The organism is Streptomyces sp. QH1-20 (assembly GCF_041283565.1).
Classification (GTDB): Bacteria; Actinomycetota; Actinomycetes; order Streptomycetales; family Streptomycetaceae; genus Streptomyces; species Streptomyces syringius.
This window is the reverse complement of record NZ_CP166299.1, coordinates 433,536-455,393: the sequence shown is the minus strand read 5'-3', so window position 1 is coordinate 455,393 and position 21,858 is coordinate 433,536. Positions and strand designations below refer to the sequence as shown.

Genomic DNA, 21,858 nt, shown 5'->3' with positions numbered 1-21,858 from the left:
CCCGCCGCACGGGGCGAACGCGTCGTTCACCCGGGCGAGCCGGTTCAGGCGCCCGCCTCGGCTTCCCGCCCCGGCGGCCGGGGCACGCGGCGGCGGACGGTGGCGTGCAGCGGGGTGGCCGGCTGGAGCAGCAGGCCGGCCTGGACCGCCGTCTCGCCCGGATCGACGTCCACGTGGTACCGCAGGCCCACCGTGGCCAGCACCACGGCGGCCTCGACCAGGGCGAAGCGGGCTCCCAGGCAGGTGCGTTGACCGCCACCGAAGGGGAACCAGGCGTGGTCGGGGACCGGAGCGGGGGCGTCGGGGTCCCAGCGCTGCGGGCGGAAGGCCGTCGGCTCGGGGAACCAGCGGGGGTCCCGGTGGGCGGTCCACTGACTGCACCACACGACCGTCCCGGGCGGCACGGCCGTACCACCGAGGGTCGATCCCTCCCGGGCGACGGCGGCGATCAGCCAGGCGGGCGGATACAGCCGCAGTGCCTCCTTGACGATCTGTTGGGTCCAGCTCAGCCGTTCGTAGTCGTCGATGGTGGGCAGCCGTCCGCCGAGCACCCGGTCGAGTTCCTCGTCGAGCCGGGCCCGGGCCTCCGGCGACTTCGACAGGAGGTACCAGGCCCACGTCAGCAGGGTGGAGGTCGTCTCCTGACCGGCGGCCCAGAGCGTCACCGCTTCGTCCCGGACCTCCTTGGCGGACAGCGGCAGGCCCCGTTCGTCCCGGGCCGCGAGCAGCCTGCTCAGCAGGTCGTCGCGTGCTTCGGCGTCCGCACCCGCGGCCCGGCGCTCACCGATCAGCCGGTGTACCTCGGCGTCGATGGTCGCGACGGCGGCGAGCAGCCGCCGGCGCGCCGGTGTACGCACCCAGGGCGGCAGGAAGAGACCGATTCCGCGCAGCTCGGCGCCGACCTCCCGTTGGGCCACGACCATCGCGTCGCTCAGCGTGCGGGCCTGGTCGCCGATGTCGTTGCCGAACAGCGTCCGCACCACGATCCGCTGGGTGAGCAGCGCCATCTCCCCGTGCACGTCGACGCGCCCGCCGTCCGTCCAGCGGTCGGCCGACCACCGCGCGCAGTCAGCCATGGTCGCGGCGTACGCGCGGACCTGACGGGGGCGCACGGTCGGCTGCACGAGGGAGCGTTTGCGGCGCCAGTCGGCCCCCTGGCTGAGGATGACGCTCCGGCCGGTCACCTGCTTGAACGCCCAGCCGATCTCGAGCGTGTCGTAGGTGTGCTCCACGGCCCCCAAAAGCTCCGCGATGTGTTCGGGGCGGGAGACGAGCAGGCTGCGCCTCGGCCCCAGCGACCACGTCACCGCGTCCCCGAACTCGTCACGAAGCCGGGTGAGGAAGCCCAGCGGGTCCTGGCCGAAGGCGGGGAGATTCCCCAGCAGCGGCAGACCGCGCGGGCCGGGGACGGGACGCAGCGGTAGAGCGGTCGCGGTCATGACACAGCCCCCAGGCAGTACGAAGACCCTTGAAGTGGGTATTAATGATGATTACCCACCGCTCGACCGCGTAAAAGCCGGAATCGGGTGATGTGGTGACGTACGGACAGCGAACCGCCGACGTCGCGGACCTCCGTCCGTAAGGCTCGCGCCGGAGGGCTACCCCGGTGGGCGCGGACCGGCGGTCAGGGTGAGGCTGCCGGGGAGGGCCGCGCAGGCGTCGCGCAGACGGGCGGCCAGACCGGCGCGGGTGGGGGTGCCCGGCCCGGCCGTCCAGGTGTCCAGGGCGCAGTGGAAGGCGGCGACCAGCATGTCCACGGCCAGCCGGGTGCGTGGGTCGTCCGGGTCGGCCAGGTCGAGGCGGCGGTGCAGGATGGCGAGCGCGGCCCGGCCGGTGTCGTGGCAGAAGTGCAGGCCGTGCGCGTCCATCGACGGGGTGACGGCGGCCAGCCGGCGGGAGAGCAGGACGCGGTGGGCCCAGCCGTCGGCGGTCATCCGGTCCATCGCGGCGAACAGGGCGTCCTGCAGCATCTCCAGCACCGGGCCGTCCCCGGGCTCGCGCGTCTGGAGGTCCGCGAGGAAGGCCCGCCACAGGTCCTGGGTCGGTGCCATGGCGACGTCCTCCTTGCCGACGAAGTAGCGGAAGAACGTGCGCTTGGAGATCTCCACCGCGTCGCAGAGTTCGTCGAGTGTCACCCCGTTGAAGCCCCGCTCGGTGAACAACTCCAGGGCGGTGTCGGCCAGGGCCTGTCGCGTGCGCAGCTTTTTGCGTTCGCGCAGCGGGAGCCGGTCGTCGGGGTCGCGGGACGGCAGCGCGTTGCTCATGGCGCAAGCGTACCTGAGGGGTGAATGCCACTTGCGCGCTTATGCCACTCAGTGGCATAACTGTGTTTCCGATCTTCACCGACCTGATCTCCGGTGGCGATCCGACCCCAAGGAAGGTGCACCCCGTGCGTGCTCTGCTCGTCGACCGATCCGTCCCCGCCGGCCTCCGCCTCGGCCGGGCCTCCGACCCCGAACCCGCCCCGCACCAGGCCCTGGTGCGCGTGACGGCGACGTCCCTCAATCACGGCGAGGTCGAGTTCGGCCTGAAGGGCGCGCCCGAGGGCGCCGTCCTCGGCTGGGACGCGGCCGGAGTCGTGGAACGGGCCGCCGCCGACGGCTCCGGCCCCGCGGCCGGTACCCCCGTGGTCACACTCGGCGCCGACGGCGCCTGGGCCGAACTGCGAGCCGTCGACACCGACTTGATGGGGATCGTCCCGCCGGGAGCCGACCCCGGAGCCATCAGCACGGTGCCCGTGGCGGGCGCCAGTGCCCTGCGCGCCCTCCACCGCGTCGGGCCCCTCCTGGGCAGGCGCGTCCTCGTCACCGGAGCCACGGGCGGCGTCGGCCGGTACGCCGTACAGCTCGCCCGGCTCGGCGGAGCGCACGTCATCGCCTCCACCGGGGACCCGGGGAAGCACGGTGACGGCCTCCTGGAGCTGGGGGCCCACGAGGTGGTGAACGGACCGCTCCAGGTCGACGGGCCGGTCGACGGTGTCGTGGAGCTGGTGGGCGGACAGCAACTCGTCGACGCCTACGGCAAGCTGGTCGAGCGGGGCACCCTGGTCGCGGTCGGGCACTCCGCGGGGCAGGGCGAGACCTTGCCGTTCGGCGCGCTCTTCGGCGACCAGGGCCGGCACGACCGCGCGATCACCAGCTTCTTCCTGCTCGGCTGCCCGGGGCTCGCCCCGGACCTGACCTGGCTCGCGGACAAGGTCGCCACCGGAGGGCTCGACCCGCAGATCTCCTGGCGCGGCGGCTGGGACGAGGCCGCCGACGCCATCGGGGCGCTGCTCGGACGCCGGCTTCACGGCAAGGCGGTACTGGACATCCCCTGATACGCACCGGGGGACAGAAGGTGAGCGGCGTGATCGCCTGACGTGTGCCGCCCGGCACAGTCCTACGGCATCGGCCCCCACGCGGCGGCGCCGTGCACGGTGTTCGTCGACAGCACCTCGCAGCCCATCGCCGCCACCGCCCCGAGCACCGCCCGGCGGGCCCGCTCACTGTCCCCGGGCGGGAACGCCACCCGGATCTGATGGCCGTACGCCGTCTCGTACGTCAGCCGCCAACCGGTCTCCACGGTCGCGAAGTGGTCCTGGCGGCTGTCGTCGTACACGGAGTGGAAGCTGCCCCGGTCGACAGTGGGCGCCAAGGCGGCACGCAGGATCCGCAGCCGCTCCGCGTAGGGCAGGGACCCTTCCGACAGCGGCACGTACACATGGACCTCCTCGCGCGCCGCGTCGAACCACGGGGCGAGTCCCTCGTCGTCGGGCATGGCCTCGGAGACGATCCGCCCGCTGACCCAGCCCTCGATGAAGTCGGTGGCACAGCAGTCGTATTCCTCGTGGTCGTCATCGCGTGACCAGACCACCACCGACCAGGAATCGGGCTCCCCGACGGTCAGCCAGCACAGATGGTGGCCCACATCGGTCAGCCCCCAGGCGATCAGCCCGCCCGGTTCCGGGAACAGCGGATACGGATAGCGCTCGGGGAACATCTCCCGCGACGAGCCGTAGTCCTCGAGCAGGTCCGCCGTGAGCCGCACCGGGTTGTCCTCCCCGAACGGGGTGCACAGCCCGATGACGTCACAGAACTCCCCCCGGCCGTAGCTGGCGACGAGTGCCTTGAAATCGGACGGCAGACGGGTCCCGAGCGAGGCCTCCACGGCCGCCCAGTCGCCCTGACCGCCCGTCGGGCGGGCCGGCGGCGGCACGCGCCGGACGAGGTCGGTCAGCAGAGGGCTGGAAAAAGACATGCGGGCCACCCTAATCGGGCCGCTGCGCCGCTTCGCCGATAGCCTGGTTCCCCATCTGTTCGGCAACCACGCGAAAGGGGTCCGTCATGGTGAAATTCACCGGTGCCGTCCCGGTTCTGACCGCTGTCGACGTGTTGGCCGACGTCGCCTTCTGGGTCGATGCCCTGGGCTTCGAAGAGGACTTCGCGGACCCGGACTTCGCGGGCATCCACCGAGGTGACGTACAGCTCTTCATCAGCCGGACGGAACACCAGGTCGTCGCGGACAACACCTCCGCGTGGGTGGAGGTCGTAGGACTCGACGCCTTGCACGAGGAATGGTCGCGCGTGGTCTCCACCGACTACGCGGACGTCTCCGGCCCGGCCATGACCGCGGTGGGCGACTCACCGGCGGGCCGCGAGTTCGCGGTCCGCGACCCCGCCGGGAACTGCGTCCACTTCGCCGCCGAACGCTGAGGCGACGGGCGGCACCCACTCGCGATCGTGCGGCGCTCGCGCCCGGGCGCTACGAGCAGTCGGAATGGTAGGCGTAGGGCCGGTCGGGACACCGGGTGCAGACGAAGAGGTATATGCCGCCCATGTCACCGAGCGTCAGCCCCGGCGGCCCCTGGATCATCCGGCGCTCCTCGTAGGGCAGGTCCCAGATCTCGCCCGTGGCGGGCGTGTCCTCCAAGGGCAGCCAGCCCCGCCACGACTCCCCGTCGAACTCCCTGCTGTTGACCGTCAGCAGATGCTCCATGCGCAGGCCGCATCCGGTGCAGTCGGGCCAGTACGGATCCTGGGTCCACGTCGGGTATCCGCCGACCTTGACGCCGTGGGGCACCGAGAGATGGGACCAGTACGACCAGCCGGTCTCCTCCTCCACCTCCTCGAACCTCTCCTCCAGCGCGTCGGCGATGTCCTCGGGCAGATCCCAGTTCGGGTACTCGGTGACCCGCTCCGGGTGCAGCACGCACGGGTCCGGGAGGTAGTCGTCGTGGGCACCGGCCGGCCGGTGCGGTGCGACGGGTTCACCGTCGCACCGGGCGCTGTCCCACCAGTGCAGCTCCGGGCGGGGCACATAACCCGCCTTGTGGTCGAAGGGGCACCACAGGACCTGCAGGACGTCCGTTCCGGCGGGAAACGGCAGCTCGGGCACATCGGCGGCGAACAACTGGAGCACGGGCACCAAGGGCAGCGCACCGGCCTCCCGCGGCGGCGCGAACGCCGTCGACGGGTGGTCGTCCTCGCAGTGCGGCCAGTCCACCGACCGCGGCCACAGCACCGGCCCGCCCAGCGAACTCTCCCGCGCGCCGGGGCTCCCGGCCCGTGGGTGCAGCCGGACCGCGTCCCTGCGGTAGGGAACGACCTCGGGGAACAGCGCCTCCACGTCGAGGGGGCGGGGCGGGGTGGTACGAGCCATGGCGGGCACTCCTGACGATCCGGTCGCACGGCGGCTCCTGCCGCGGCGAATCGAGAGCGTAACCCCCGGGTATGACACACCCGCCGAAGAACTTGCGTTGAAGCACGCTCCAGCTCGTAGCGTCGTGGGCACGACCTCATCCGAAGGGAACACCGTGCGATACACACTGTTCGGCAGGACCGGTCTGCGCGTCAGCGAGCTGAGCCTGGGCGCCATGACCATCGGCGACGACTGGGGGTGGGGCGCCGCCAAGGACACCAGCGGGCGCATCCTCGACGCCTACGCCGACGCCGGCGGCAACTTCATCGACACGGCCGACATCTACACCGACGGCACCTCGGAGACCATTCTCGGCGAGCTGCTCGACGGCCGCCGCGAGAGTTTCGTCCTGGCGAGCAAGTACACCTGCGCCACCCGCAAGGGCGATGTGAACGCGGCGGGCAACCACCGCAAGAACCTCGTGCGATCGGTGGAGGAGAGCCTCGGCCGGCTGCGCACCGACCGCCTCGACGTCCTGTGGGTGCACGCCCGGGACAACTTCACACCGGTCGAGGAGGTCATGCGGGCGCTGGACGACCTCGTCCGCGCGGGAAAGGTGCTCTACATCGGCGTCTCCGACTGGCCCGCCTGGGAGATCGCGCAGGCCAACACACTCGCCGAGCTCCGCGGGTGGACCTCGTTCGCGGGCTCGCAGCTGCGCTACAACCTGCTGGAGCGCACACCGGAGCGTGAACTGCTGCCGCAGGCCCGCGCCTTCGACCTGGCCGTGCTGGCGTGGAGCCCGCTCGCGGGCGGCAAGCTGACCGGCAAGTACCGGCGCGGCGAGACGGGCAGGCTGAACGCCCCGGGCTGGGACAGCGGGACGGACCGCAAGGAGGACGAGATCATCACCGCGGTGATGGAGATCGCCGAACAGGGCGGCTGGAGCCCGGCGCAGGTGGCGCTGGCCTGGCTCCTGGGCCGTCCCGGCAACATCGTCCCGATCATCGCCGCCACCAAGGAGAGCCAGCTCGCCGACAATCTCGCCGCCGTCGAGGTCGCCCTCGACGCGGCCGCCGTCGAGCGCCTCAACGAGGCGAGCGCGGTGTCGCTCGGGTTCCCGCACGACTTCCTGCGGGAGCCGGGCATCACGGAGAACGTCTACGGCGACCGGTGGACCGCCATCGAGGACCGACGCTCCACCTATCGCCGCACGCCCGGCGAGATCCTCTAGGGGGAAACCCTCCAAGCCCGGCCGGACATCGTTGTGCCGGTCAAGACCACCGGGTTCGTCGGAGCGGCCGCAGACTTGCGGGACGGGGCGGCCGAGGCGGCCGCCGCGTCCTTGTCCGTGACGACACCTGGGACATCACACCGTGAGCGAACGCGTCATCGCACCCAAGAGCCGGGGCTTTTTGTTCCTCGACTCGCATCCCGGCGGCTGCCGACAACTGGTGGACGAGATGTGGCAGGCCGTCCCCGCCCCGGTCCCCGCCGGGAGCGAAGGGCCGGTGGCTCTGGTCATCGGCTCGTCCGCCGGGTACGGGCTGGCCGCCACGATCGCGGGTCTGGCCCGTGTCGGTATCCGGGGCATCGGGGTGTGCTTCGAGAAGGCGCCCGCGCGGCGCACCGGCACGGCCGGCTGGTACCGCACCGCCGCCACCGCCCGGCTCGCCCGACAGCACGGGCGGGACATGGTCTTCCTCAACGGCGATGCGTTCAGCGACACCGTGAAGGAGCAGGTCGCCGACCTCCTCGTCGAGCGGTTCGGGGGACGACTCGACTACCTGATCTACTCGGTGGCCGCGCCTCGCCGCACGGACCCGGACACCGGCCAGGTGCATGCCTCGGTCCTCAAGCCGATCGGCTCGCCGCACACCACCAAGATCCTCGTCTTCGACGAGCACGGTGCCCCGGAGGTGAAGGAGATCACCGCCGCGGCGGCCGAGGGCGACGACATCGAGCAGACCGTGGCGGTGATGGGCGGCACCGACTGGGAACGGTGGATCACGTTCCTGGCCGGCCGGTCCCTGCTCGCCGACGGCTTCGCCACCGCCGCCCTGTCCTACATCGGCTCGCCGCTCACCGCGGCGATCTACCGGCAGGGCACCATCGGCGCCGCGAAGTCCCATCTGGAAGCCACCGCACGCAGCTTGGACGAGCGACTCGGCAAGACCCTGGGCGGCCGGGCCGTGACCTCGGTCAATGCCGCCGCCGTGACCCAGTCCTCCACCGCCGTCCCCGGCATCGCCCTGTACGTCGGGCTGCTGCGCGGCGTCCTCGGCGACGCCATGGTGGCCCCCGTCGGTCAACTGGTGGAGCTGTGGGACCGGCTGACCGGCGCGCGCCCCCTCGACCTCGACGACGAGGGCCGGGTCCGCCTAGACACCTGGGAACTCGACCCCGCCGTGCAGAACGCCGTGGCCGAACGCTGGAACACCGCCACCAGCGACACCATCACCGCACTCGCCGACCTCGACTGGTTCGGCGACGAAGTCCGCCGTCTCTACGGTTTCTCCGTCCCCGGCGTCGACTACACCGCCGCCGTCGAAACCGACGTTCCCTGGCCCGCTCCCACCACCTGACCCGCGCCGCGAGCCGAAGAGGCGGCGCGCCGTCAGTCGAACCGGATGTGCCGGGCCCCCGTCCACGCCCGGCGCAGCCGGCCCCGGAGCGGGCTGTCGGTATTGGGGGTGAGCGCCAGCCCGGCGGAGTCCGCGATGTGGTCGGCGACCGCCGCGACCGGGATGTGGTCGGTCCACACGTGCTCGGCGAACTCCGCCTCGCCCAGCCGCTCCAGACACACATAGAGCTTCGACACCGCGAAGCTCTCCCGGCGCAAGGGGGCGTCCTTGCCGGCGACGACCCGCACGGCGTGCCCGAAGCCCCGCTCGCTCAGCCGTCGCAGCACCGTCTCCCGCCGGGCCAGCAGCGCGAAGTGCCGTACGTCGTGGCCCCGTTCCCGCAGCCGGCCGACGATCTCCCGGAAGTACACGGGCTCCACGACCGTCATCGGCACGATCACCGTGCCCTCGTACGCCGTGAGTGTCCGGTCCAGTACCTCATACACGCCCTGCCGCCAGGCCGGAAGGTCCTGGAAGTCCCCGCGCAGAGCCGGGGGCATCATCCGGTGCAGTCCGAAGCCGACGTGTTCGGGGTCGCAGACGACACTGCCGGGGAGCCGACGCTGGATCTCGTGCGCGGTCTGCGTCTTTCCCCCGCCGAAGGGGCCGTTGATCCATAGAAGCATGGACAGACCCTACGAGACCGTCCTCCGGCGGCGCGAAGGCAAGCCCGTCCGGCCGGCCCGGTGTGCTGCCGGGCCGGCCGGCGCGCAGGGGTCAGCGCGGTTGGTGGGCCAGGACCGGCGTCTGCTGCTCCGCCTTGGCCTCGGCCGCGTACCGGTCGACGTACTCCTGCTCCGACAGCTTCAGGAGCGCGTACATGATCTCGTCCGTGGCGGCCCGCAGCACCTCGCGCCGCTCCTCCATCCCCGCGTAGCGGGAGAAGTCCAGCGGCTTCCCGAAGCGGATCGTGATCGGCATGAGACGCGGGAGGCGGCGTCCGATCGGCTGGGACTCGAACGTGCCGATCATCGCGCACGGAATCACCGGCGCCCCCGACCGTATCGCCATGGCCGCCACCCCCACCTTCCCCTTGTAGAGCCGGCCGTCGTGCGAGCGGGTCCCCTCGGGATAGATGCCGAGCAGCTCCCTTCTGCCCAGCACGCGCAGACCCTCCTCGACCGCCGCCCGCCCGGCCCCCTCACCGGACCGGTCCACCGGGATCTGCCCGTTGGCGCGGAAGAACGCCGCGGTCAGCCGGCCTTTGAGGCCGCGGCCCGTGAAGTACTCCTTCTTGCACAGGAAGGTGACCCGGCGCTTGATCATCACGGGCATGAGGAAGCTGTCGCAGAACGACAGATGGTTCCCCGCGATGATCGCCGCCCCCTCGTGCGGCACGTGCTCCAGCCCCTCGACTCTCGGCCGGAAGAGCCACCGCAGCAACGGCACCAGCACCACGGTTCTGAACACGTAGTAGAACAAGTCAGTGAGCCTCTCTCCGTCAGCGACCCCCGTGCCGAGGGACGGTAAACCGCCGGGAGCGGCGAGCGGGAGAGTGCCACTTGAGCCATAAGAGGAACGCCGGGGGTGGCCGGAAGTGGTGTTCGTGCACCGTGCCGTGAGCGCGCCCGCTACTCGGCCGGTTCGCGCACGGCCTCGACGTCGACGATGACATCGATCATGTCGCTCACGACCACCCCGCCCCGGTCGACCACATCGTTCCAACTGACCCCGAAGTCATGTCGGTTCACCCGGGCCTTGGCCGTGAAGCCGGCGCGCTGCCTGGGCCCGAGGTCCCGGCCGTCCTCCCACCAGGGGGTGTCCCACTGCCCCAGATACGACACGTCGAAGGTCACGGGTCGCGTCACTCCGCGCACGGTGAGATCGCCGGTGACCTCGAACCCGGTCGCGCTCACCTGGTGGACGCGCGAGGAGGCGAACGTCCAGGTCGGGTGGTGGTCGACATCGAAGAAGTCGGCACTGCGCAGATGGGCGTCACGCTCGGGCTGCCCGGTGTACACCTGGGTCGCGTCGATCGTCGCTTCGACACGGGCCTTCTCCGGCTCGTCGGGGTCGACCTCCATCATGCCGCGCACGTTCTTGAACTGGCCGCGCACATAGGTGACCATCATGTGCCTGGCACAGAACTCCGCACCGGTGTGACCGGGCTCGAAGACCCACTTCGTCGTGACCATGGCAGCTCCCTGGCGCTTGCCCCTGCAGCCAGCGTAGGACGGGAGCGCGCGGGATTCCTGCGGAGGGGATCCCGGGTACGGTGACCGGGTGGGGAATGTCTTCGGAGGCGGCGGTCACGACCTCTATATGTCCAACGGCGGCACCGCGGTCTTCGCCGACACGCTGATGCTCGCGGTCACCGCGCTGGCCGTCACGGAGTGGGATTACCGCTTCGCGGCCCTCATCGCCCGCCAGGACCAGTCCCTCATGGGCTCCGGCGCGGTCGGTTTCCTGCTGGAGGACATCGACTGGGGCGAGAACCCCGCCGAGTGGGCCCGGAACAAGCGCTTCGTTCTCGACGTCGCCACGCTGGCCCTCGACCGCCACCGCTGGGACGAGCTCGGCTACGAGCCGCCCTTCGCCCTGAAGTATCTGCACCGCTTCCGCCGCATCGTCGCGGCCTTCGACCCGGCCACCGCCGGCGGGGAGCCGGACGAACTGCCGGCTCCCCATGACGTGATCCCCGCCTCATGCGTCCGGGACCGGGTACTGACCCCGCTGGCCTGGTGCGACGTCTGCATGTTCTGCGGCCGCGACTGGGGCGTCTGAACCGGCCCGGCCGCTACAGCCGCCCGTAGGCCATCCAGTTACCCGGAGTCTCCAGCGGCTGGAAGCCGACCTTCTCGTAGACGCCGTGGGCGTCCCCGGTCGAGAGCAGGATGCGGTTCAGCCCGAAGGGCGCGAGGTGGTCACGGACGGCCGTGACCAGCGCGGTGCCGAGTCCCTTGCCGCGTGCCCGGCGGTCGACGTAGACATCGCACAGCCAGGCGAACGTGGCGCGGTCCGTGACCACCCGCGCATAGGCGACCTGGGCGCCCGACGCCTTCTCATAGGCCCCGAAGTTCAGCGAACCGGCCATCGCGCTGTCCTGCTTCTCACGTGAGCGCCCCACCGCCCAATACGTGTCGGTGGAGATCCAGTGATGAATCAAGGCGCCGTCCAGGCGGGCCGGGTCGCTCGAGAACTCATAGTCATCGATCATGGAAGACGACCCTGCCACAGGCAGCCGGGGCCTCGCACCGGGGTATTTTCCGGACCGCGCCGGACCCCTTCCTGCCGGATCATCGCAGATCCGGCAGGCTCCGCAACTCGCCGATCTCGAAAGCCTTCGCGAGCAGCACGAACAGGAACACCATCGTGACGCCTCCCGCCGCCAGGCTCAGGGCCGGTGCCCACGCGGCCGGGACGAGGGCCGTGGGACAGGCACGGCCCGCGAGCCAGCCGAGCGTCCCCGCCAGCACCGCGGACGTCGTGAGCTTGCCGTACGTGCGGCACAGCCTCCGGCCGTCCAGCCGGCCGTCCAGACGGCGCCGCAGCACCAGCGCGGTGACCACCAGGCCCACGGCATAGGAGACGGTATAGGCGGCGGCCATGCCGGTGACCGCCCAGCGCGCGGGCAGCAGGAAATGACAGGCGGCGGACAGGCCGATGTTGACGGCACTGATCCACAGGGCCATCCGGAACGGTGTACGGGTGTCCTCGAAGGCGTAGAAGCCGCGGAGCAGCAGGTACTGCGCGGAGAAGGGCATCAGACCGAGTCCGAACGCTTGCAGCATGTGCCCGAGAGGACGGGTGGACGCGGCATCGGCCGCGCCGTGCGCGAACAGCAGCTGCGCGATCTGCGGGCCGAAGGCGAGGAAGAAGAAGGCGGCGGGAACGATGACGACGCCACTGACCCGCAGGGCCCGGGAGAGATCACCTCGCAGATCGTCGAGGCGGTCCTCGGCGACGGCCCGGGTCATCCGTGGCAGCAGCGCCGTGACGAGTGTGACCGTGACGATCGACTGCGGCAGCATCCAGATCGTCTGCGCGTAGGTGTAGGCGGTGAAGCCCACACCGTCGTGGGGCAGTGCCTTGTCCGCCGCGGTGGCGTAGTGCGTCACCACCGTGGTGGCCGCCAGGTTGACCAGCACGAACAACAGGGTCCAGCGGGCCGCCGCGACGCTCTTGCGCAAGCCGGTGCCACGCCAGTCGAAACGCGGCCTGAAGCGGAATCCGGCGGCGCGGACGCAGGGAATCAACGCGAGGGCCTGCACGGCCAGGGCGAGCGTGGTGCCCACCCCGAGTAGCGTCACCTGCGTCGGGGTGATGTCCTCCACCCGGTCCGGGACGGTCATCATGCCGACGTACACGCCGAACATCGCGATCAGAACCACGTTGTTGAGGACCGGAGTCCACATCATCGCCCCGAATCTGCCCCGGGCGTTGAGGACCTGGCCCAGGATGCTGAACAGTCCGTAGAAGAAGATCTGCGGAAGCAGGAACCGGGCGAAGACCACGGTCAGCTCGAACGCGGCGTGGTTCTCCGGTGAGTCCGTCTGGTAGACGCTGATGATCTGCGGGGCGGCCCACACGGCCAGCAGCGTGCCGATGCCGAGCACGGACAGCACGAGCGTCACCAGGCGCTGCTCGAAGGCCAGCCCGCCATCAGGATGCTCGGCCCGGGCCCGGACCAGCTGGGGCACCAGCACCGAGTTCAGCGCCCCTCCGATGAACAGGAAGTACAGGCTCGTCGGGACGACGTTGGCATTGTTGTACGTGGTGGCGAGCAGGCCGGTCCCCAGGGCACCGGCCTGGAGTATCTGTCTGATCAGCCCCGTCGCCCGGGACACCACCGTCCCCGCCGCCATCAGTAAGGACGAGCGCCTCAGCCCGCCCTTGCCCGCCCCCGGCTTCCGGGCGGCGTGCCGCCGCCTCCGTTGATCACGCGGCCGCGTCGCCGCGGTGTTCTTGCCCTCTGACATGGGCTCAAATCTACGGCGCCGAAATCATTCGCGGTCTTCCGCCTCATCCGGGCAGACGGGACGCACCCCGCTCCGTGCGCTACGGCACCGGTCTCAGGGGCGGGGTGCGCCGTGGGCCGGCCAGGGGTCGACGGGGCGCGGGGCGCTGCCTTCCGCGCAGCAGCGCAGGGCTTCCGCGGCTGCCCTGCGGCCGGCTTTGGCGAAGATCACCTCGTTGGAATCGACCTCGTGCCACTTCGCGTCGTGCAGCCGGACCCGGAACGCCGCGGTGGGTACCCGGCGGGTACCGGAAGCGCAGAGCGCGTGATGGACCCCGTGCTCGAACGCGTCCGCGAACTCGCGCGGGAGCCGGTCCTCCGGCACCTCCGCGGCGAACTCGAAGAGGAGGCCCGAGTCGGCGGGGAGCGGCTCGAAGTCGGTGGTGGCGATGGCGAAGACTCCGCAGGCGGCGGGCGTGACGAGCCGGACACGCACATCACGGACGGGGCGGCCGGGCACGCTGGGCCGGGGTCCGGGCACGTCGTACTCCGGCACCGGGTGCGTCGCCGTACGGGCGGGCGGCCAGCGCGTGAGGTAGGGGCGCGGGAGGACGCCTTCATGGATGCAGTGGCCCGCCTCACGGGCGGCACGCCGGCCGGCCCACGCGAAGCCGGCGGCGGTCGACTCGCCTTCGCGCCAGCGCGCGTCACGCAGCCGCACCCGCACCGCGTACGGCGGTACGCCGTTGAACGACCACGCGCGCAGCTCCGCGAGAACGCCCTCGCCGAACGCCGCACCGAACTCCGGTGGCAGCTCGGCGGCCGGCACGTCGTTGACGAACGCGAGGACGTCGGCGCCCTCGCCCTCGGGCACCAGTGGTTCGAAATCCGCCGACGCGAGGGCGTACGGCCGGAGGCCACCCGCGCTCGACAGGAACGCCTGCACGTCGCGCACCGGCTGCTTCAGGCGGAGGGGGTAGTCGCGCACTCTGGGCATGGGACCACCGTAGGACCTCGTGCCGTGCTCGGGGCGGCATCACCGGCTCGCCACGACGGGGTTCCGGATGTGTGACTGTCCGTTCGTCCCCTTACCGTCCCGGGGCGCGGCGTACGAAGCGGATCGGTTGTGACGGAACCTGAACGGCCTTGCTGCCGGACGTCCGGGAGTGGCCCCGGCCGGGGCGCCGCGGACTGACCGTATGGACCTTCAACCTCGGCTTCTTAAGATTCAGCAAGAGACCCCGAGAGACACCAAAAATCACCCTTCGCCCAAAAGGGGTCATTCTCTATTACGGATTGGCTCAACGGGCATACTTTCGCCTATCATTTGGACTGTCTTCGAGAAGGGAAAACCGCAATGGCCGTCAAGTTTGTCCAGGTCGACGAATCCGAAAAGGGTGAGCCGGGAGTGGAAGAGGCTGTCACCACTACGGTAGTCGGCGGCCAGACACTTACGACGACAACCTACGGGCGTCTGCTCCAGCACGACGACCTGAAGCCGGATGTCACCGAGGGTGTTTTCTCGGTCGAGCTCCTGGTGGCAGCCAAGGGCACCGAGGAGTACGACACGGGGGAGCAGAACGAGGACGGCAGCCCGAAGATCGCCATGCGACCGTGCGTGGTCTACGAGCGCCGGGAGCTGGACATGGGCGAGGACACCTTCAAGGAATACCTTGAGGCTCTTCAGCCTTATGTGGCTGCTTCCCGGGAGGCCCAGCAGGTTCCGGCGCAGGCCCGAAAGCGTCGTGCGAAGACGTCCAAGCCGGCCGCGGGCGAGCCTGTATAACGGTTTTTAGCCAGGTGCCCCAAGGGTAATCCGCAAAGGCGGCCACTGATTCGGTGGTCGCCTTTTTCGTACCCTTGGTAAAGGGCGCGTACATTGCGGCAGCCGAAATCGGAAACGGCAGGGCACGGATGTGTTCCGTGGTCGGCCGTCATTCCCGTAAAAGGCGCCACCCCGCACCTCTTCCATGGTGGGGTGGCGCCTTCCTGTCCTGGCCGTCAAGGCCGCGTTTCACCGGCCGAGGAAGCGCTCCACAGCCGCCGCCAGTGCTTCGGGGGCCTCTTCCGGTGCGTAGTGGCCGGCGTCCGGGAAAACGTGGAGTTCCGCATGCGGGTACCACCGCAGCCATGTGGACTCCATCGCCTCGCCGCCCAGCGCCGGGTCGTGCGCCCCGGCGACGAGGAGCACCGGCACCTGGTTGCCCTTCACGCGCTCGTGGAAGTCGTCGCGCGCCCAGGAGTCCAGATACGCGCGGAAGGCAGCCGGCGAGGACCTCTCCACCGAGCGGCTCACCATGGCGTCCAGCCAGGCGTCGTCGTGCTGCCCGCCCGTCGTGTTGTCGATGATCGCCCTGCGGTTGCCGGGATGCTCCGCGGCCCCGGCGAAAAGCCCCCACGTCTCCTCGTCGAGGGGGAAACCGGACGCGGGCACCGGAGAGATTCCGATGATCGAACGGACGCGGGACGGCGCGTCCAGCAGCATCAGTTGGGCCGCTTTCCCGCCCATGGAGTGGCCGACGACCGAAAACGTCTCCCAGCCCAGATGGTCGGCCACGGCGAGGGCGTCCCCGGCGACCTCCTCCATGGTGAACGCGCCGGCCATGTCCCTCGCCTCGCCGTACCCGCGGCAGTCCAGGAACGCGTAGCTGAACGCGTCACCGTTCAAGTGCTCGCGCATCGGCCCGAAGCTCGTACGGTCACCGAACCAGTTGTGGAGCAGCAGGCACCGTTCGGAGCCGTCACCCTGTACCTCGTGCGGAACAACCTGTCCTGTCACCACGTCTCCCGGTCGTGAGGCGGTCGCCCAGTGCTGGTGCCGGAGCCGGTGTCGGCGGCTGCCGGACGGTCCAGTCTCGCGACCTCCGTCGGGTGAGGTCAATACGCCATGCCGTGACGATCGGTGCGGTATTCCGCTGCGCCCGGATGATGGAACTCTGCCATCATGCGACGATGATCGAACATGAGACGACGGGCCCCCGGCCGCTGCTTCGACGCCCCGATGAAGGGGAGTTGATGGACGTGGCGGGGGTCGAGCACTTCTTCAAGCTGACCGCCGAGCACACCGGGGGACGGTTCTCCTTCGAGGAGTTCACGTTGGAGCCGGGGATCGTGGGTGCCCGGCCCCATGTCCACCACGGACACGACGAGTATTTCTATGTACTGGAGGGGGAGTTGACCCTCCACAACGGGGACGGCGAGGTGACCGCCGGTCCCGGCACCCTGCTGGCTGCCGTCCGGGGGACACCCCACGGCTTCCGGAACGCGGGCACGGAGACCGCGAGGGCCCTGTGCCTGTACACCCCCGCCGGATACGAGGGGTACTTCCGCGACGTGCACGCCGCGGTGGCCGCGGGCGCCGAGGTGACCGACGAACTGCTGACGGAATTCCGCGGCCGCTATCGCACGACATCGAGCTGAGCCCGCCCCGGGCTCTCCGACAAGTGCCTCCCCCACGCGAGGGAGGCCGGCGTACCCGGGGAGCATTTCGCGTGTGTCGTGTCGTGGGCGTCCGCTTCGGCATGCGGGAATGAGACCCGGGAACGACGGACCGACACATTCGGGAGCCCGCGTCCGTGCGCGCTGAGCGCGGTGAAGCGGCGAGCGGAGGAAGCCATGACGGACAAGCCGACATTTGTCTACGTCACCTACATCGAAAGCACACCCGAGAAGGTCTGGCAGGCATTGACCGACGCCGATCTGACGGCGGAATACTGGGGCCACAGCAATGTCTCGGACTGGCAGCCCGGCTCCGCCTGGGAGCACCGGCGGACGGACGGCTCGGGGATCGCCGACGTCGCGGGCACCGTGGTGGAGAGCGAGGCGCCCACGCGGCTGGTGACCACCTGGGCGGACCCCGGTGCTGAGCAGTCCGGTGAACCGTCCAGGGTGACCTTCGACACCCAGCCGTACGGCCAGATCGTCCGGCTGACCGTCACTCACGAGAACCTGGCCGACGAAGCCGAGCGGGAAGCGGCGGCCGCGGGGTGGGCGGCCGTGGTCTCGAACCTGAAGTCCCTGCTGGAGACGGGGAGCGCCCTCCCGCAGGAGCCGTGGCTGATGCCCGAGGGCAACCAGCGCTGAGCCGCCTCCCGGCGGCCGTCACCGGCCCGCCGGACTCCGGGCACCGGACATGCGCGGCGGCACGGGGCCCTCCGGGCGCCGCCGCACCCAGGTGAGCATCATGACGGCCGCCACCGCGGCGAAGGCGCACCAGGTGGAGATGAACTCCAGCCGCCACAGCGCCGCGCAGATCACCGCCCCGACCGCGACCAGCACCCCGAGCAGGCGCAACAGCGGATCACCACCGAGCAGCAGAGAGCCGACCGTGGCAAGGAGATAGCCCCCGACGATCAGCGGAGCGTGCGGCAGGTCGAGGACGTAGCCGAGCGTGTGGCCGCGGATCTCGGCCGTCACGGGCCGCGTGCCGAGGAAGTACGCGAGGACGCCGGAGGTGGCGATCCCCACCGCGGCGGGGGCCACGAGTCGGCTCCGGACGGCGGACGGAGCGGCGAGCCATACGCCGAACGGAACCCATACCGCCAGCAGCGGCAGGGCGATGACGGCCCAGGCCAAGGTCGCGGGGCCGGTACCGCCGCCGGAACGCCAGACGGCGGACTCGACGATCTGATGGGTCCCCAGGAGCAGCGGCAGCGCGCCGAGCGGCAGATCACGGGCACGCCGCAGCCGCACCACACAGACCACCCCGACCGCGGCGATCCCGCTGCCCGCCACGAGGTCCGCCGTCGCACTCCAGCACATGACGCCACCCGGAAACCCCGTTGCCGTGAAACACGTGTGACCCGACGCCTCCAGCATGCACACCGAAGGCGTTCGCGCGCGTCGGCACCCGCCGGCCGAAGGGCGTTGTCACAGGCATGTGGTGGGATCGAGGCGCACGATGCGGGGACGAACAGAGGGGGCGCCCGGTGGCGCGTACATACGGGCACGAGGCGGAGTCGCGGCGGCACGCCCTTCGGTTGTTGGCACCGGGGCTGCCGCCGGAGGACAGGTCGTCGTTGAAGCGGCTGTTCGGTGCGGACGCGCCGGAGCCGGAAGCCGAGGAGCACGGCGGCGGGGGCGTTGCTGCGCCCGGTGCGGCTCTGCGCGAGGCGCTCGCCGCGCCGGGCGCTCCCGCCCTCGGCCGGCTCGCCGACGCCGCGCGCAAGGCCGGTGAACTCGACGACGAGCTCGCGGGGGAACTGGTCGAGCGGGCCCGGCCGGCCCGCGCCCTGGCGGGCCTGCTGGGCTCCGCCGCCGTCCCCGACGGCCGCGCGGCAGCCCGCCTGCGGGACCTGGCCGCACGGCACCTCGGCACGGATCCGGTCCGCTGGCGGGGCGTGCACGACGCGCTGGGGGCGTACCGAGGCACTCTGCCCGAGCTGCTCGCCGCCGAGCCGAAGCCGGCCACCGACCGGATACCGCTCCCGCCCAGGACCGTGCCCGCCACCTTGTGCCTGCTGCTGGAACACGCTCCACCGGAGCACGCGGCGGCAGCCCTCCCCACGCTGCCGGACACCACCCTCCGCGACATGCTGGCCACGGGCTCCCTCCCCGGCCCCGCCCTGACGGCCACCGTGACCGCCCGGGGCGACCGACGGTCCCGTACCGCGCTCGCCGCTCACCCCAGGCTGGACGCCCGCGTCCTCAAACGGCTCGTCGCCGCCGACGACCCGGCCGTCAACGCCGCCGTCTACCGCACCCCCCGGTGCACCCCCTCCCTGCGCCGCGCCATCGCCCACGCGGCACACCGCGTGCCGCTGGAGCGCGGGCTGCGCGCCGAACTGCTGTCCGCCACGGGCGACGTCCCCCACACCTGGCTCGTCCCGCTGCTCGGCTGCGGCGACCCCGAACTCGTCGTGCGGGCCCTCGGTCAGGACGTACGCAAGACGGCCCAGCGCTACGCCCTTATCCGCGTATGGGAGCTGCGCGGTCCGGACGCCGTGCGGCGCATGCTCGCCGATCCCGCGACCACGCGTCACCTCCACCCGGACATCAGCGCCGAAGCCGCCGCCGCGCTGGACGAACCCGACGGCGCCGCCCGGCTGCGCGCCCGGGGCGAGCCGTACGAGGACCCCGCCACGCTCACCCGTCTGCTGGCCACCGTGCGCGGCACCAGCACCATCCGTGATCTGCTCGGCGAGCCGTACGCCCAGGACTTCCGCGCCCTGGCCGCCGCCAACCGGCGGACCCCGTTCATGCCGAAGGCCGCCGAGGAACTGGTCCGGCACGAGGACGCCACCGACGAGGACCGGATCGACTTCTCGCTCAGCGTGCTGAACGCGTCATGGCGGGCCGCCGGCCGATACGGCGGCAATCTCACCCCACCCGCCCGGCGGCTGGCCCAGGAGCCGCTGGACGACTCCGCCCGCCAATGGACCACGGGAATGGTCCGCGCCGGATTCCTGGACCCCGTCGACGTCGTGCGGCTCGCCCGCCCCGCCGCCCGCGCCGTGAGCGCGCTGGCCACCCTGGCGGATCGCGGTCTGCTGACCGACAACGCCCGCGAGGCGCTGCGCACCGCCGCACGGGAGCATCTCTCAGGCCGCCCCGAGGCGTGGGAAGCGCTGGCGCGCCTGGTGCCCGCTTTCGACGGCACCCTGCCCGAACTCCTCACGGTGGCAGGGCGGACACCACCGGCGGACAGCACGATCGAGAAGGCGGGGCGGGGCTCCCGGGAACAGTCCACTCCTGAACAGCCCGCTCCCGAGCAGGACGCGGCCTGCCCCACGGCGGTGGCCGCCCCAGCCGACCGACTTCCCGACGCCCCGCGCGGCGAGCGGCAGCGCGCGGTACTGAGCGCCCTGGACCTGCTGCTCTCGCTCTGCCCCGGGGACGCCCCTCTGCCCACCGACCCCGGAAGCCTCCACTTCCTCGCCCATACCGACCTCGTCGACTGCCCCGGCTGGGATTCCCCGGACTGGCTCATCCGCGCATGCCGCGACCACGGCGTCGCACCCAAGGACGGCTGGTACGCCGCTCCCACCCGTGACGAGGTGCTGACCGAGCTCACCCGCCCCCATCCCAGGACCGCCTGGCGCCTCGCCGAGCGGGCCTACACGCACGGCATCCTCCACGCCGACGACATCCTCCACTCCTTCCCCGCCTGCCAGCTGATCCACCTGCCGCACGACTGGCGCCGTCTGGCCTTCCCCGTGGCCTGGCGGAACGCGCTCGCCGAACTGCTCCACCGCGAGCTCGGCACCGACGCGGACGCCTGGCTGCGGCTGGCCGCGGCCGCGTCCGAGGAAGCCCACAGTGACAGTTGGCGGCGGGACGACGGCGCCACCTGGCCCGAGGTGCTCGACCGCTCCCGCACGCTGCCCGTACCCGACGGCGCCGACGTGGCAGCCCCGCGAGAGGACATGGGCGACGGGAAGTCACGGCACACCCCCGTCCCCACCACCCCCGACGACGCCGTGCGTCTCCTCGCCCGGGGAAACCACCTGTGGCTGTGGCCGGCGGGCACCCTGCTCTGTCTGGCGCGACCCGAGACCGTCGCCACCGTGCTGCCCCGCCTCGGCCCCGACGGTCCCTGGTTGCTCGCCGCCTATCTCCTGCGGCACGACCACACCCCGTCGGCCGCCTTCGACCACCTCCTCCGGCTGCGAGATCCGCAGGCGCTGCGGGTCCTCGCCGAGCAGTCACGCTGGCTGCACGAAGACCTGGAGCACCGGCTGGCCGACCTCCAGGACCCGGCCACCGACCTGATGCTGATACGCAACAGCCAGAACCACTTCGTCCGGCGGCGCATCGCCACCACCACGTCGTCCCGGGTGGCCGGCACGCTGACCCGTGAGTTGCGAGCCGACCCCGCGGCGACCCCGCCCGGAGGCGCCCTCTGGCTCCAGTCGGCCGAACCCGACCTCATCGAACTGGTCTTCGCCCGGATGGGCAGGCACCTGGGCCTCGCACAGCAGGTCGTCGGCTGCCTCAACCTCCTGAAGCACGGCGGCAGACAGCGCCTCGCCGCCCTGGTGGACAGCGGCCACCTCGGCCCCGCCGCGACCCGGCTCTGCCAGAAGGCGCTGGCGGCCGACGACGCCGCGGCCGCCCTCGCCGTCCTCCGCGCCCGCGCCGACCGCGAGCTGGCCACGGACAAGTTCGCGGGGCGGCTGCGCCGCTGCGAGCAGCGATGGTCGGCTACGAGCCAGATCCACAGCCTGCCCGGCGAACCGGACTGGGATCTGCTGGAAGCCGAACACCGCCGCGCGCCCATTCCGCATTGGTCGTTGCTGGTCAACCACCCCGGAGCACCCGCCGAGTTCAGACTCCGCCACGCCGCGGACCTTCCCGCGCCCACACGCCGTGGTACCACCACCGCGGACCCGGAGACGACACGTGCCCGGATCCGCCACGGACTGGGCGATCATTTCCACGAACCGCTCACCGTCCAGCTCGACCACCTGCTCGGCGCCGGCTTGCTGACCGGCCCCGAGCTGGTCGGCGAAGCCGCCCCGGCCGCCCTGGTCCTCGCCTACCTCAACGCCGCCCGCCACCGCACCGACGCCCCGGCTCCCGCGCGGGCGGCCCTGGCGGAGGTGGCCGCCCTGGTACGCGACCGGCTCGGCACCGACGCGGTGGCCTGGCGTCGTGTCGCCGACCGCCTCACCGAACGCGACCCGGAATGGAACCCCCTCAGCCCGATCGCCTCCCTGATCGGAGCCACCGGCCAGTAGCGCCCGCACCGCGTCGGCGCGCGGCCCGGGCGCCGGGGAG

General features: G+C 71.4%; 20 protein-coding genes and 1 pseudogene. 9 read left to right on the top strand and 12 right to left on the bottom strand.

Going from position 1 to position 21,858, the window contains the following annotated elements; genetic code table 11:
- Nucleotides 1-44 precede the first annotated feature (44 nt).
- Together AB8O64_RS02160 and AB8O64_RS02155 are read right to left on the bottom strand one after the other, a co-directional pair.
- Nucleotides 45-1,439: a cytochrome P450 gene (locus tag AB8O64_RS02160; RefSeq protein ID WP_370417566.1), complete on the bottom strand. Its 1,395-nt coding sequence runs from the start codon at nucleotides 1,437-1,439 to the stop codon at nucleotides 45-47.
- A gap of 159 nt (nucleotides 1,440-1,598) precedes the next feature.
- A complete protein-coding gene (locus AB8O64_RS02155; protein WP_370417565.1) occupies nucleotides 1,599-2,264 on the bottom strand; it encodes a TetR/AcrR family transcriptional regulator in 666 nt (221 codons plus the stop codon).
- A 125-nt stretch (nucleotides 2,265-2,389) separates the two neighbouring features.
- On the opposite strand from AB8O64_RS02155, the gene AB8O64_RS02150 reads away from it, so the two are divergent.
- A complete protein-coding gene (locus AB8O64_RS02150; protein ID WP_370417563.1) occupies nucleotides 2,390-3,319 on the top strand; it encodes a zinc-binding dehydrogenase in 930 nt (309 codons plus the stop codon).
- A 62-nt stretch (nucleotides 3,320-3,381) separates the two neighbouring features.
- Here the strand turns inward: AB8O64_RS02150 and AB8O64_RS02145 are convergent, their stop codons facing one another.
- Nucleotides 3,382-4,239, bottom strand: a complete 858-nt coding sequence (locus tag AB8O64_RS02145) for an SMI1/KNR4 family protein (protein ID WP_370417562.1) — start codon at nucleotides 4,237-4,239, stop codon at nucleotides 3,382-3,384.
- Nucleotides 4,240-4,325: 86 nt separating this feature from the next.
- Between AB8O64_RS02145 and AB8O64_RS02140 the strand changes: the two genes are divergently transcribed.
- Nucleotides 4,326-4,694, top strand: a complete 369-nt coding sequence (locus AB8O64_RS02140) for a bleomycin resistance protein (RefSeq protein ID WP_370417561.1) — start codon at nucleotides 4,326-4,328, stop codon at nucleotides 4,692-4,694.
- A 49-nt stretch (nucleotides 4,695-4,743) separates the two neighbouring features.
- Here the strand turns inward: AB8O64_RS02140 and AB8O64_RS02135 are convergent, their stop codons facing one another.
- Nucleotides 4,744-5,640 carry a DUF1963 domain-containing protein gene (locus tag AB8O64_RS02135; RefSeq protein WP_370417560.1) on the bottom strand — a complete coding sequence of 299 codons (897 nt, stop codon included), beginning with the start codon at nucleotides 5,638-5,640 and terminating at the stop codon, nucleotides 4,744-4,746.
- Nucleotides 5,641-5,794: 154 nt separating this feature from the next.
- On the opposite strand from AB8O64_RS02135, the gene AB8O64_RS02130 reads away from it, so the two are divergent.
- Both AB8O64_RS02130 and fabV read left to right on the top strand, forming a co-directional pair.
- Nucleotides 5,795-6,853: an aldo/keto reductase gene (locus AB8O64_RS02130; protein ID WP_370417559.1), complete on the top strand. Its 1,059-nt coding sequence runs from the start codon at nucleotides 5,795-5,797 to the stop codon at nucleotides 6,851-6,853.
- Nucleotides 6,854-6,995: 142 nt separating this feature from the next.
- Nucleotides 6,996-8,204: an enoyl-[acyl-carrier-protein] reductase FabV gene (fabV, locus tag AB8O64_RS02125; protein ID WP_370417558.1), complete on the top strand. Its 1,209-nt coding sequence runs from the start codon at nucleotides 6,996-6,998 to the stop codon at nucleotides 8,202-8,204.
- A 32-nt stretch (nucleotides 8,205-8,236) separates the two neighbouring features.
- Here the strand turns inward: fabV and AB8O64_RS02120 are convergent, their stop codons facing one another.
- The 3 genes from AB8O64_RS02120 to AB8O64_RS02110 form a co-directional block, all read right to left on the bottom strand.
- Nucleotides 8,237-8,869 carry an AAA family ATPase gene (locus tag AB8O64_RS02120; protein WP_370417557.1) on the bottom strand — a complete coding sequence of 211 codons (633 nt, stop codon included), beginning with the start codon at nucleotides 8,867-8,869 and terminating at the stop codon, nucleotides 8,237-8,239.
- Between the two features lie 91 nt (nucleotides 8,870-8,960).
- Nucleotides 8,961-9,665, bottom strand: coding sequence for a lysophospholipid acyltransferase family protein (locus AB8O64_RS02115; RefSeq protein WP_356455548.1), 705 nt, complete (start codon nucleotides 9,663-9,665; stop codon nucleotides 8,961-8,963).
- A 149-nt stretch (nucleotides 9,666-9,814) separates the two neighbouring features.
- Complete coding sequence (locus tag AB8O64_RS02110) at nucleotides 9,815-10,378, bottom strand: YceI family protein (RefSeq protein ID WP_370417556.1); 564 nt, start codon at nucleotides 10,376-10,378, stop codon at nucleotides 9,815-9,817.
- Between the two features lie 88 nt (nucleotides 10,379-10,466).
- Between AB8O64_RS02110 and AB8O64_RS02105 the strand changes: the two genes are divergently transcribed.
- Nucleotides 10,467-10,967 carry a hypothetical protein gene (locus AB8O64_RS02105; protein ID WP_370417555.1) on the top strand — a complete coding sequence of 167 codons (501 nt, stop codon included), beginning with the start codon at nucleotides 10,467-10,469 and terminating at the stop codon, nucleotides 10,965-10,967.
- Nucleotides 10,968-10,980: 13 nt separating this feature from the next.
- Here the strand turns inward: AB8O64_RS02105 and AB8O64_RS02100 are convergent, their stop codons facing one another.
- From AB8O64_RS02100 to AB8O64_RS02090, 3 genes are all read right to left on the bottom strand, one after another.
- Nucleotides 10,981-11,400 carry a GNAT family N-acetyltransferase gene (locus AB8O64_RS02100; protein WP_370417554.1) on the bottom strand — a complete coding sequence of 140 codons (420 nt, stop codon included), beginning with the start codon at nucleotides 11,398-11,400 and terminating at the stop codon, nucleotides 10,981-10,983.
- Between the two features lie 79 nt (nucleotides 11,401-11,479).
- Entirely contained in the window at nucleotides 11,480-13,162 is a 1,683-nt protein-coding gene (gene murJ, locus AB8O64_RS02095) for a murein biosynthesis integral membrane protein MurJ (protein WP_370417553.1), read from the bottom strand.
- A gap of 93 nt (nucleotides 13,163-13,255) precedes the next feature.
- A complete protein-coding gene (locus AB8O64_RS02090; RefSeq protein ID WP_370417551.1) occupies nucleotides 13,256-14,137 on the bottom strand; it encodes a hypothetical protein in 882 nt (293 codons plus the stop codon).
- A 360-nt stretch (nucleotides 14,138-14,497) separates the two neighbouring features.
- On the opposite strand from AB8O64_RS02090, the gene AB8O64_RS02085 reads away from it, so the two are divergent.
- Nucleotides 14,498-14,926 carry a hypothetical protein gene (locus AB8O64_RS02085; protein ID WP_370417550.1) on the top strand — a complete coding sequence of 143 codons (429 nt, stop codon included), beginning with the start codon at nucleotides 14,498-14,500 and terminating at the stop codon, nucleotides 14,924-14,926.
- 228 nt (nucleotides 14,927-15,154) lie between these two features.
- On the opposite strand, the gene AB8O64_RS02080 is transcribed toward AB8O64_RS02085, so the two are convergent.
- Nucleotides 15,155-15,919: an alpha/beta fold hydrolase gene (locus AB8O64_RS02080; protein WP_370417548.1), complete on the bottom strand. Its 765-nt coding sequence runs from the start codon at nucleotides 15,917-15,919 to the stop codon at nucleotides 15,155-15,157.
- 173 nt (nucleotides 15,920-16,092) lie between these two features.
- Here AB8O64_RS02080 and AB8O64_RS02075 point away from each other — a divergent pair, with 173 nt between their 5' ends.
- Nucleotides 16,093-16,560, top strand: a complete 468-nt coding sequence (locus AB8O64_RS02075; protein WP_370417546.1) for a cupin domain-containing protein — start codon at nucleotides 16,093-16,095, stop codon at nucleotides 16,558-16,560.
- A gap of 108 nt (nucleotides 16,561-16,668) precedes the next feature.
- Nucleotides 16,669-17,223, top strand: a pseudogene (locus AB8O64_RS02070) (SRPBCC family protein); the annotation flags it as partial.
- 18 nt (nucleotides 17,224-17,241) lie between these two features.
- On the opposite strand, the gene AB8O64_RS02065 reads toward AB8O64_RS02070, so the two are convergent.
- Nucleotides 17,242-17,901, bottom strand: a complete 660-nt coding sequence (locus tag AB8O64_RS02065) for a DUF6629 family protein (protein WP_370417544.1) — start codon at nucleotides 17,899-17,901, stop codon at nucleotides 17,242-17,244.
- Between the two features lie 167 nt (nucleotides 17,902-18,068).
- Between AB8O64_RS02065 and AB8O64_RS02060 the strand changes: the two genes are divergently transcribed.
- On the top strand, nucleotides 18,069-21,818 hold the full coding sequence (locus AB8O64_RS02060) for a hypothetical protein (RefSeq protein WP_370417543.1): 3,750 nt from the start codon (nucleotides 18,069-18,071) through the stop codon (nucleotides 21,816-21,818).
- Nucleotides 21,819-21,858 lie beyond the last annotated feature (40 nt).

Coding starts and splice junctions, on each gene's coding strand:
- AB8O64_RS02090 (WP_370417551.1), bottom strand. CDS start 14,137: ATGCCCAGAGTGCGCGACTACCCCCTCCGCCTGAAGCAGCCGGTGCGC.
- AB8O64_RS02135 (WP_370417560.1), bottom strand. CDS start 5,640: ATGGCTCGTACCACCCCGCCCCGCCCCCTCGACGTGGAGGCGCTGTTC.
- AB8O64_RS02100 (WP_370417554.1), bottom strand. CDS start 11,400: ATGATCGATGACTATGAGTTCTCGAGCGACCCGGCCCGCCTGGACGGC.
- AB8O64_RS02145 (WP_370417562.1), bottom strand. CDS start 4,239: ATGTCTTTTTCCAGCCCTCTGCTGACCGACCTCGTCCGGCGCGTGCCG.
- murJ (WP_370417553.1), bottom strand. CDS start 13,162: ATGTCAGAGGGCAAGAACACCGCGGCGACGCGGCCGCGTGATCAACGG.
- AB8O64_RS02160 (WP_370417566.1), bottom strand. CDS start 1,439: ATGACCGCGACCGCTCTACCGCTGCGTCCCGTCCCCGGCCCGCGCGGT.
- AB8O64_RS02140 (WP_370417561.1), top strand. CDS start 4,326: ATGGTGAAATTCACCGGTGCCGTCCCGGTTCTGACCGCTGTCGACGTG.
- AB8O64_RS02120 (WP_370417557.1), bottom strand. CDS start 8,869: ATGCTTCTATGGATCAACGGCCCCTTCGGCGGGGGAAAGACGCAGACC.
- AB8O64_RS02155 (WP_370417565.1), bottom strand. CDS start 2,264: ATGAGCAACGCGCTGCCGTCCCGCGACCCCGACGACCGGCTCCCGCTG.
- AB8O64_RS02075 (WP_370417546.1), top strand. CDS start 16,093: ATGATCGAACATGAGACGACGGGCCCCCGGCCGCTGCTTCGACGCCCC.
- AB8O64_RS02110 (WP_370417556.1), bottom strand. CDS start 10,378: ATGGTCACGACGAAGTGGGTCTTCGAGCCCGGTCACACCGGTGCGGAG.
- AB8O64_RS02085 (WP_370417550.1), top strand. CDS start 14,498: ATGGCCGTCAAGTTTGTCCAGGTCGACGAATCCGAAAAGGGTGAGCCG.
- AB8O64_RS02065 (WP_370417544.1), bottom strand. CDS start 17,901: ATGTGCTGGAGTGCGACGGCGGACCTCGTGGCGGGCAGCGGGATCGCC.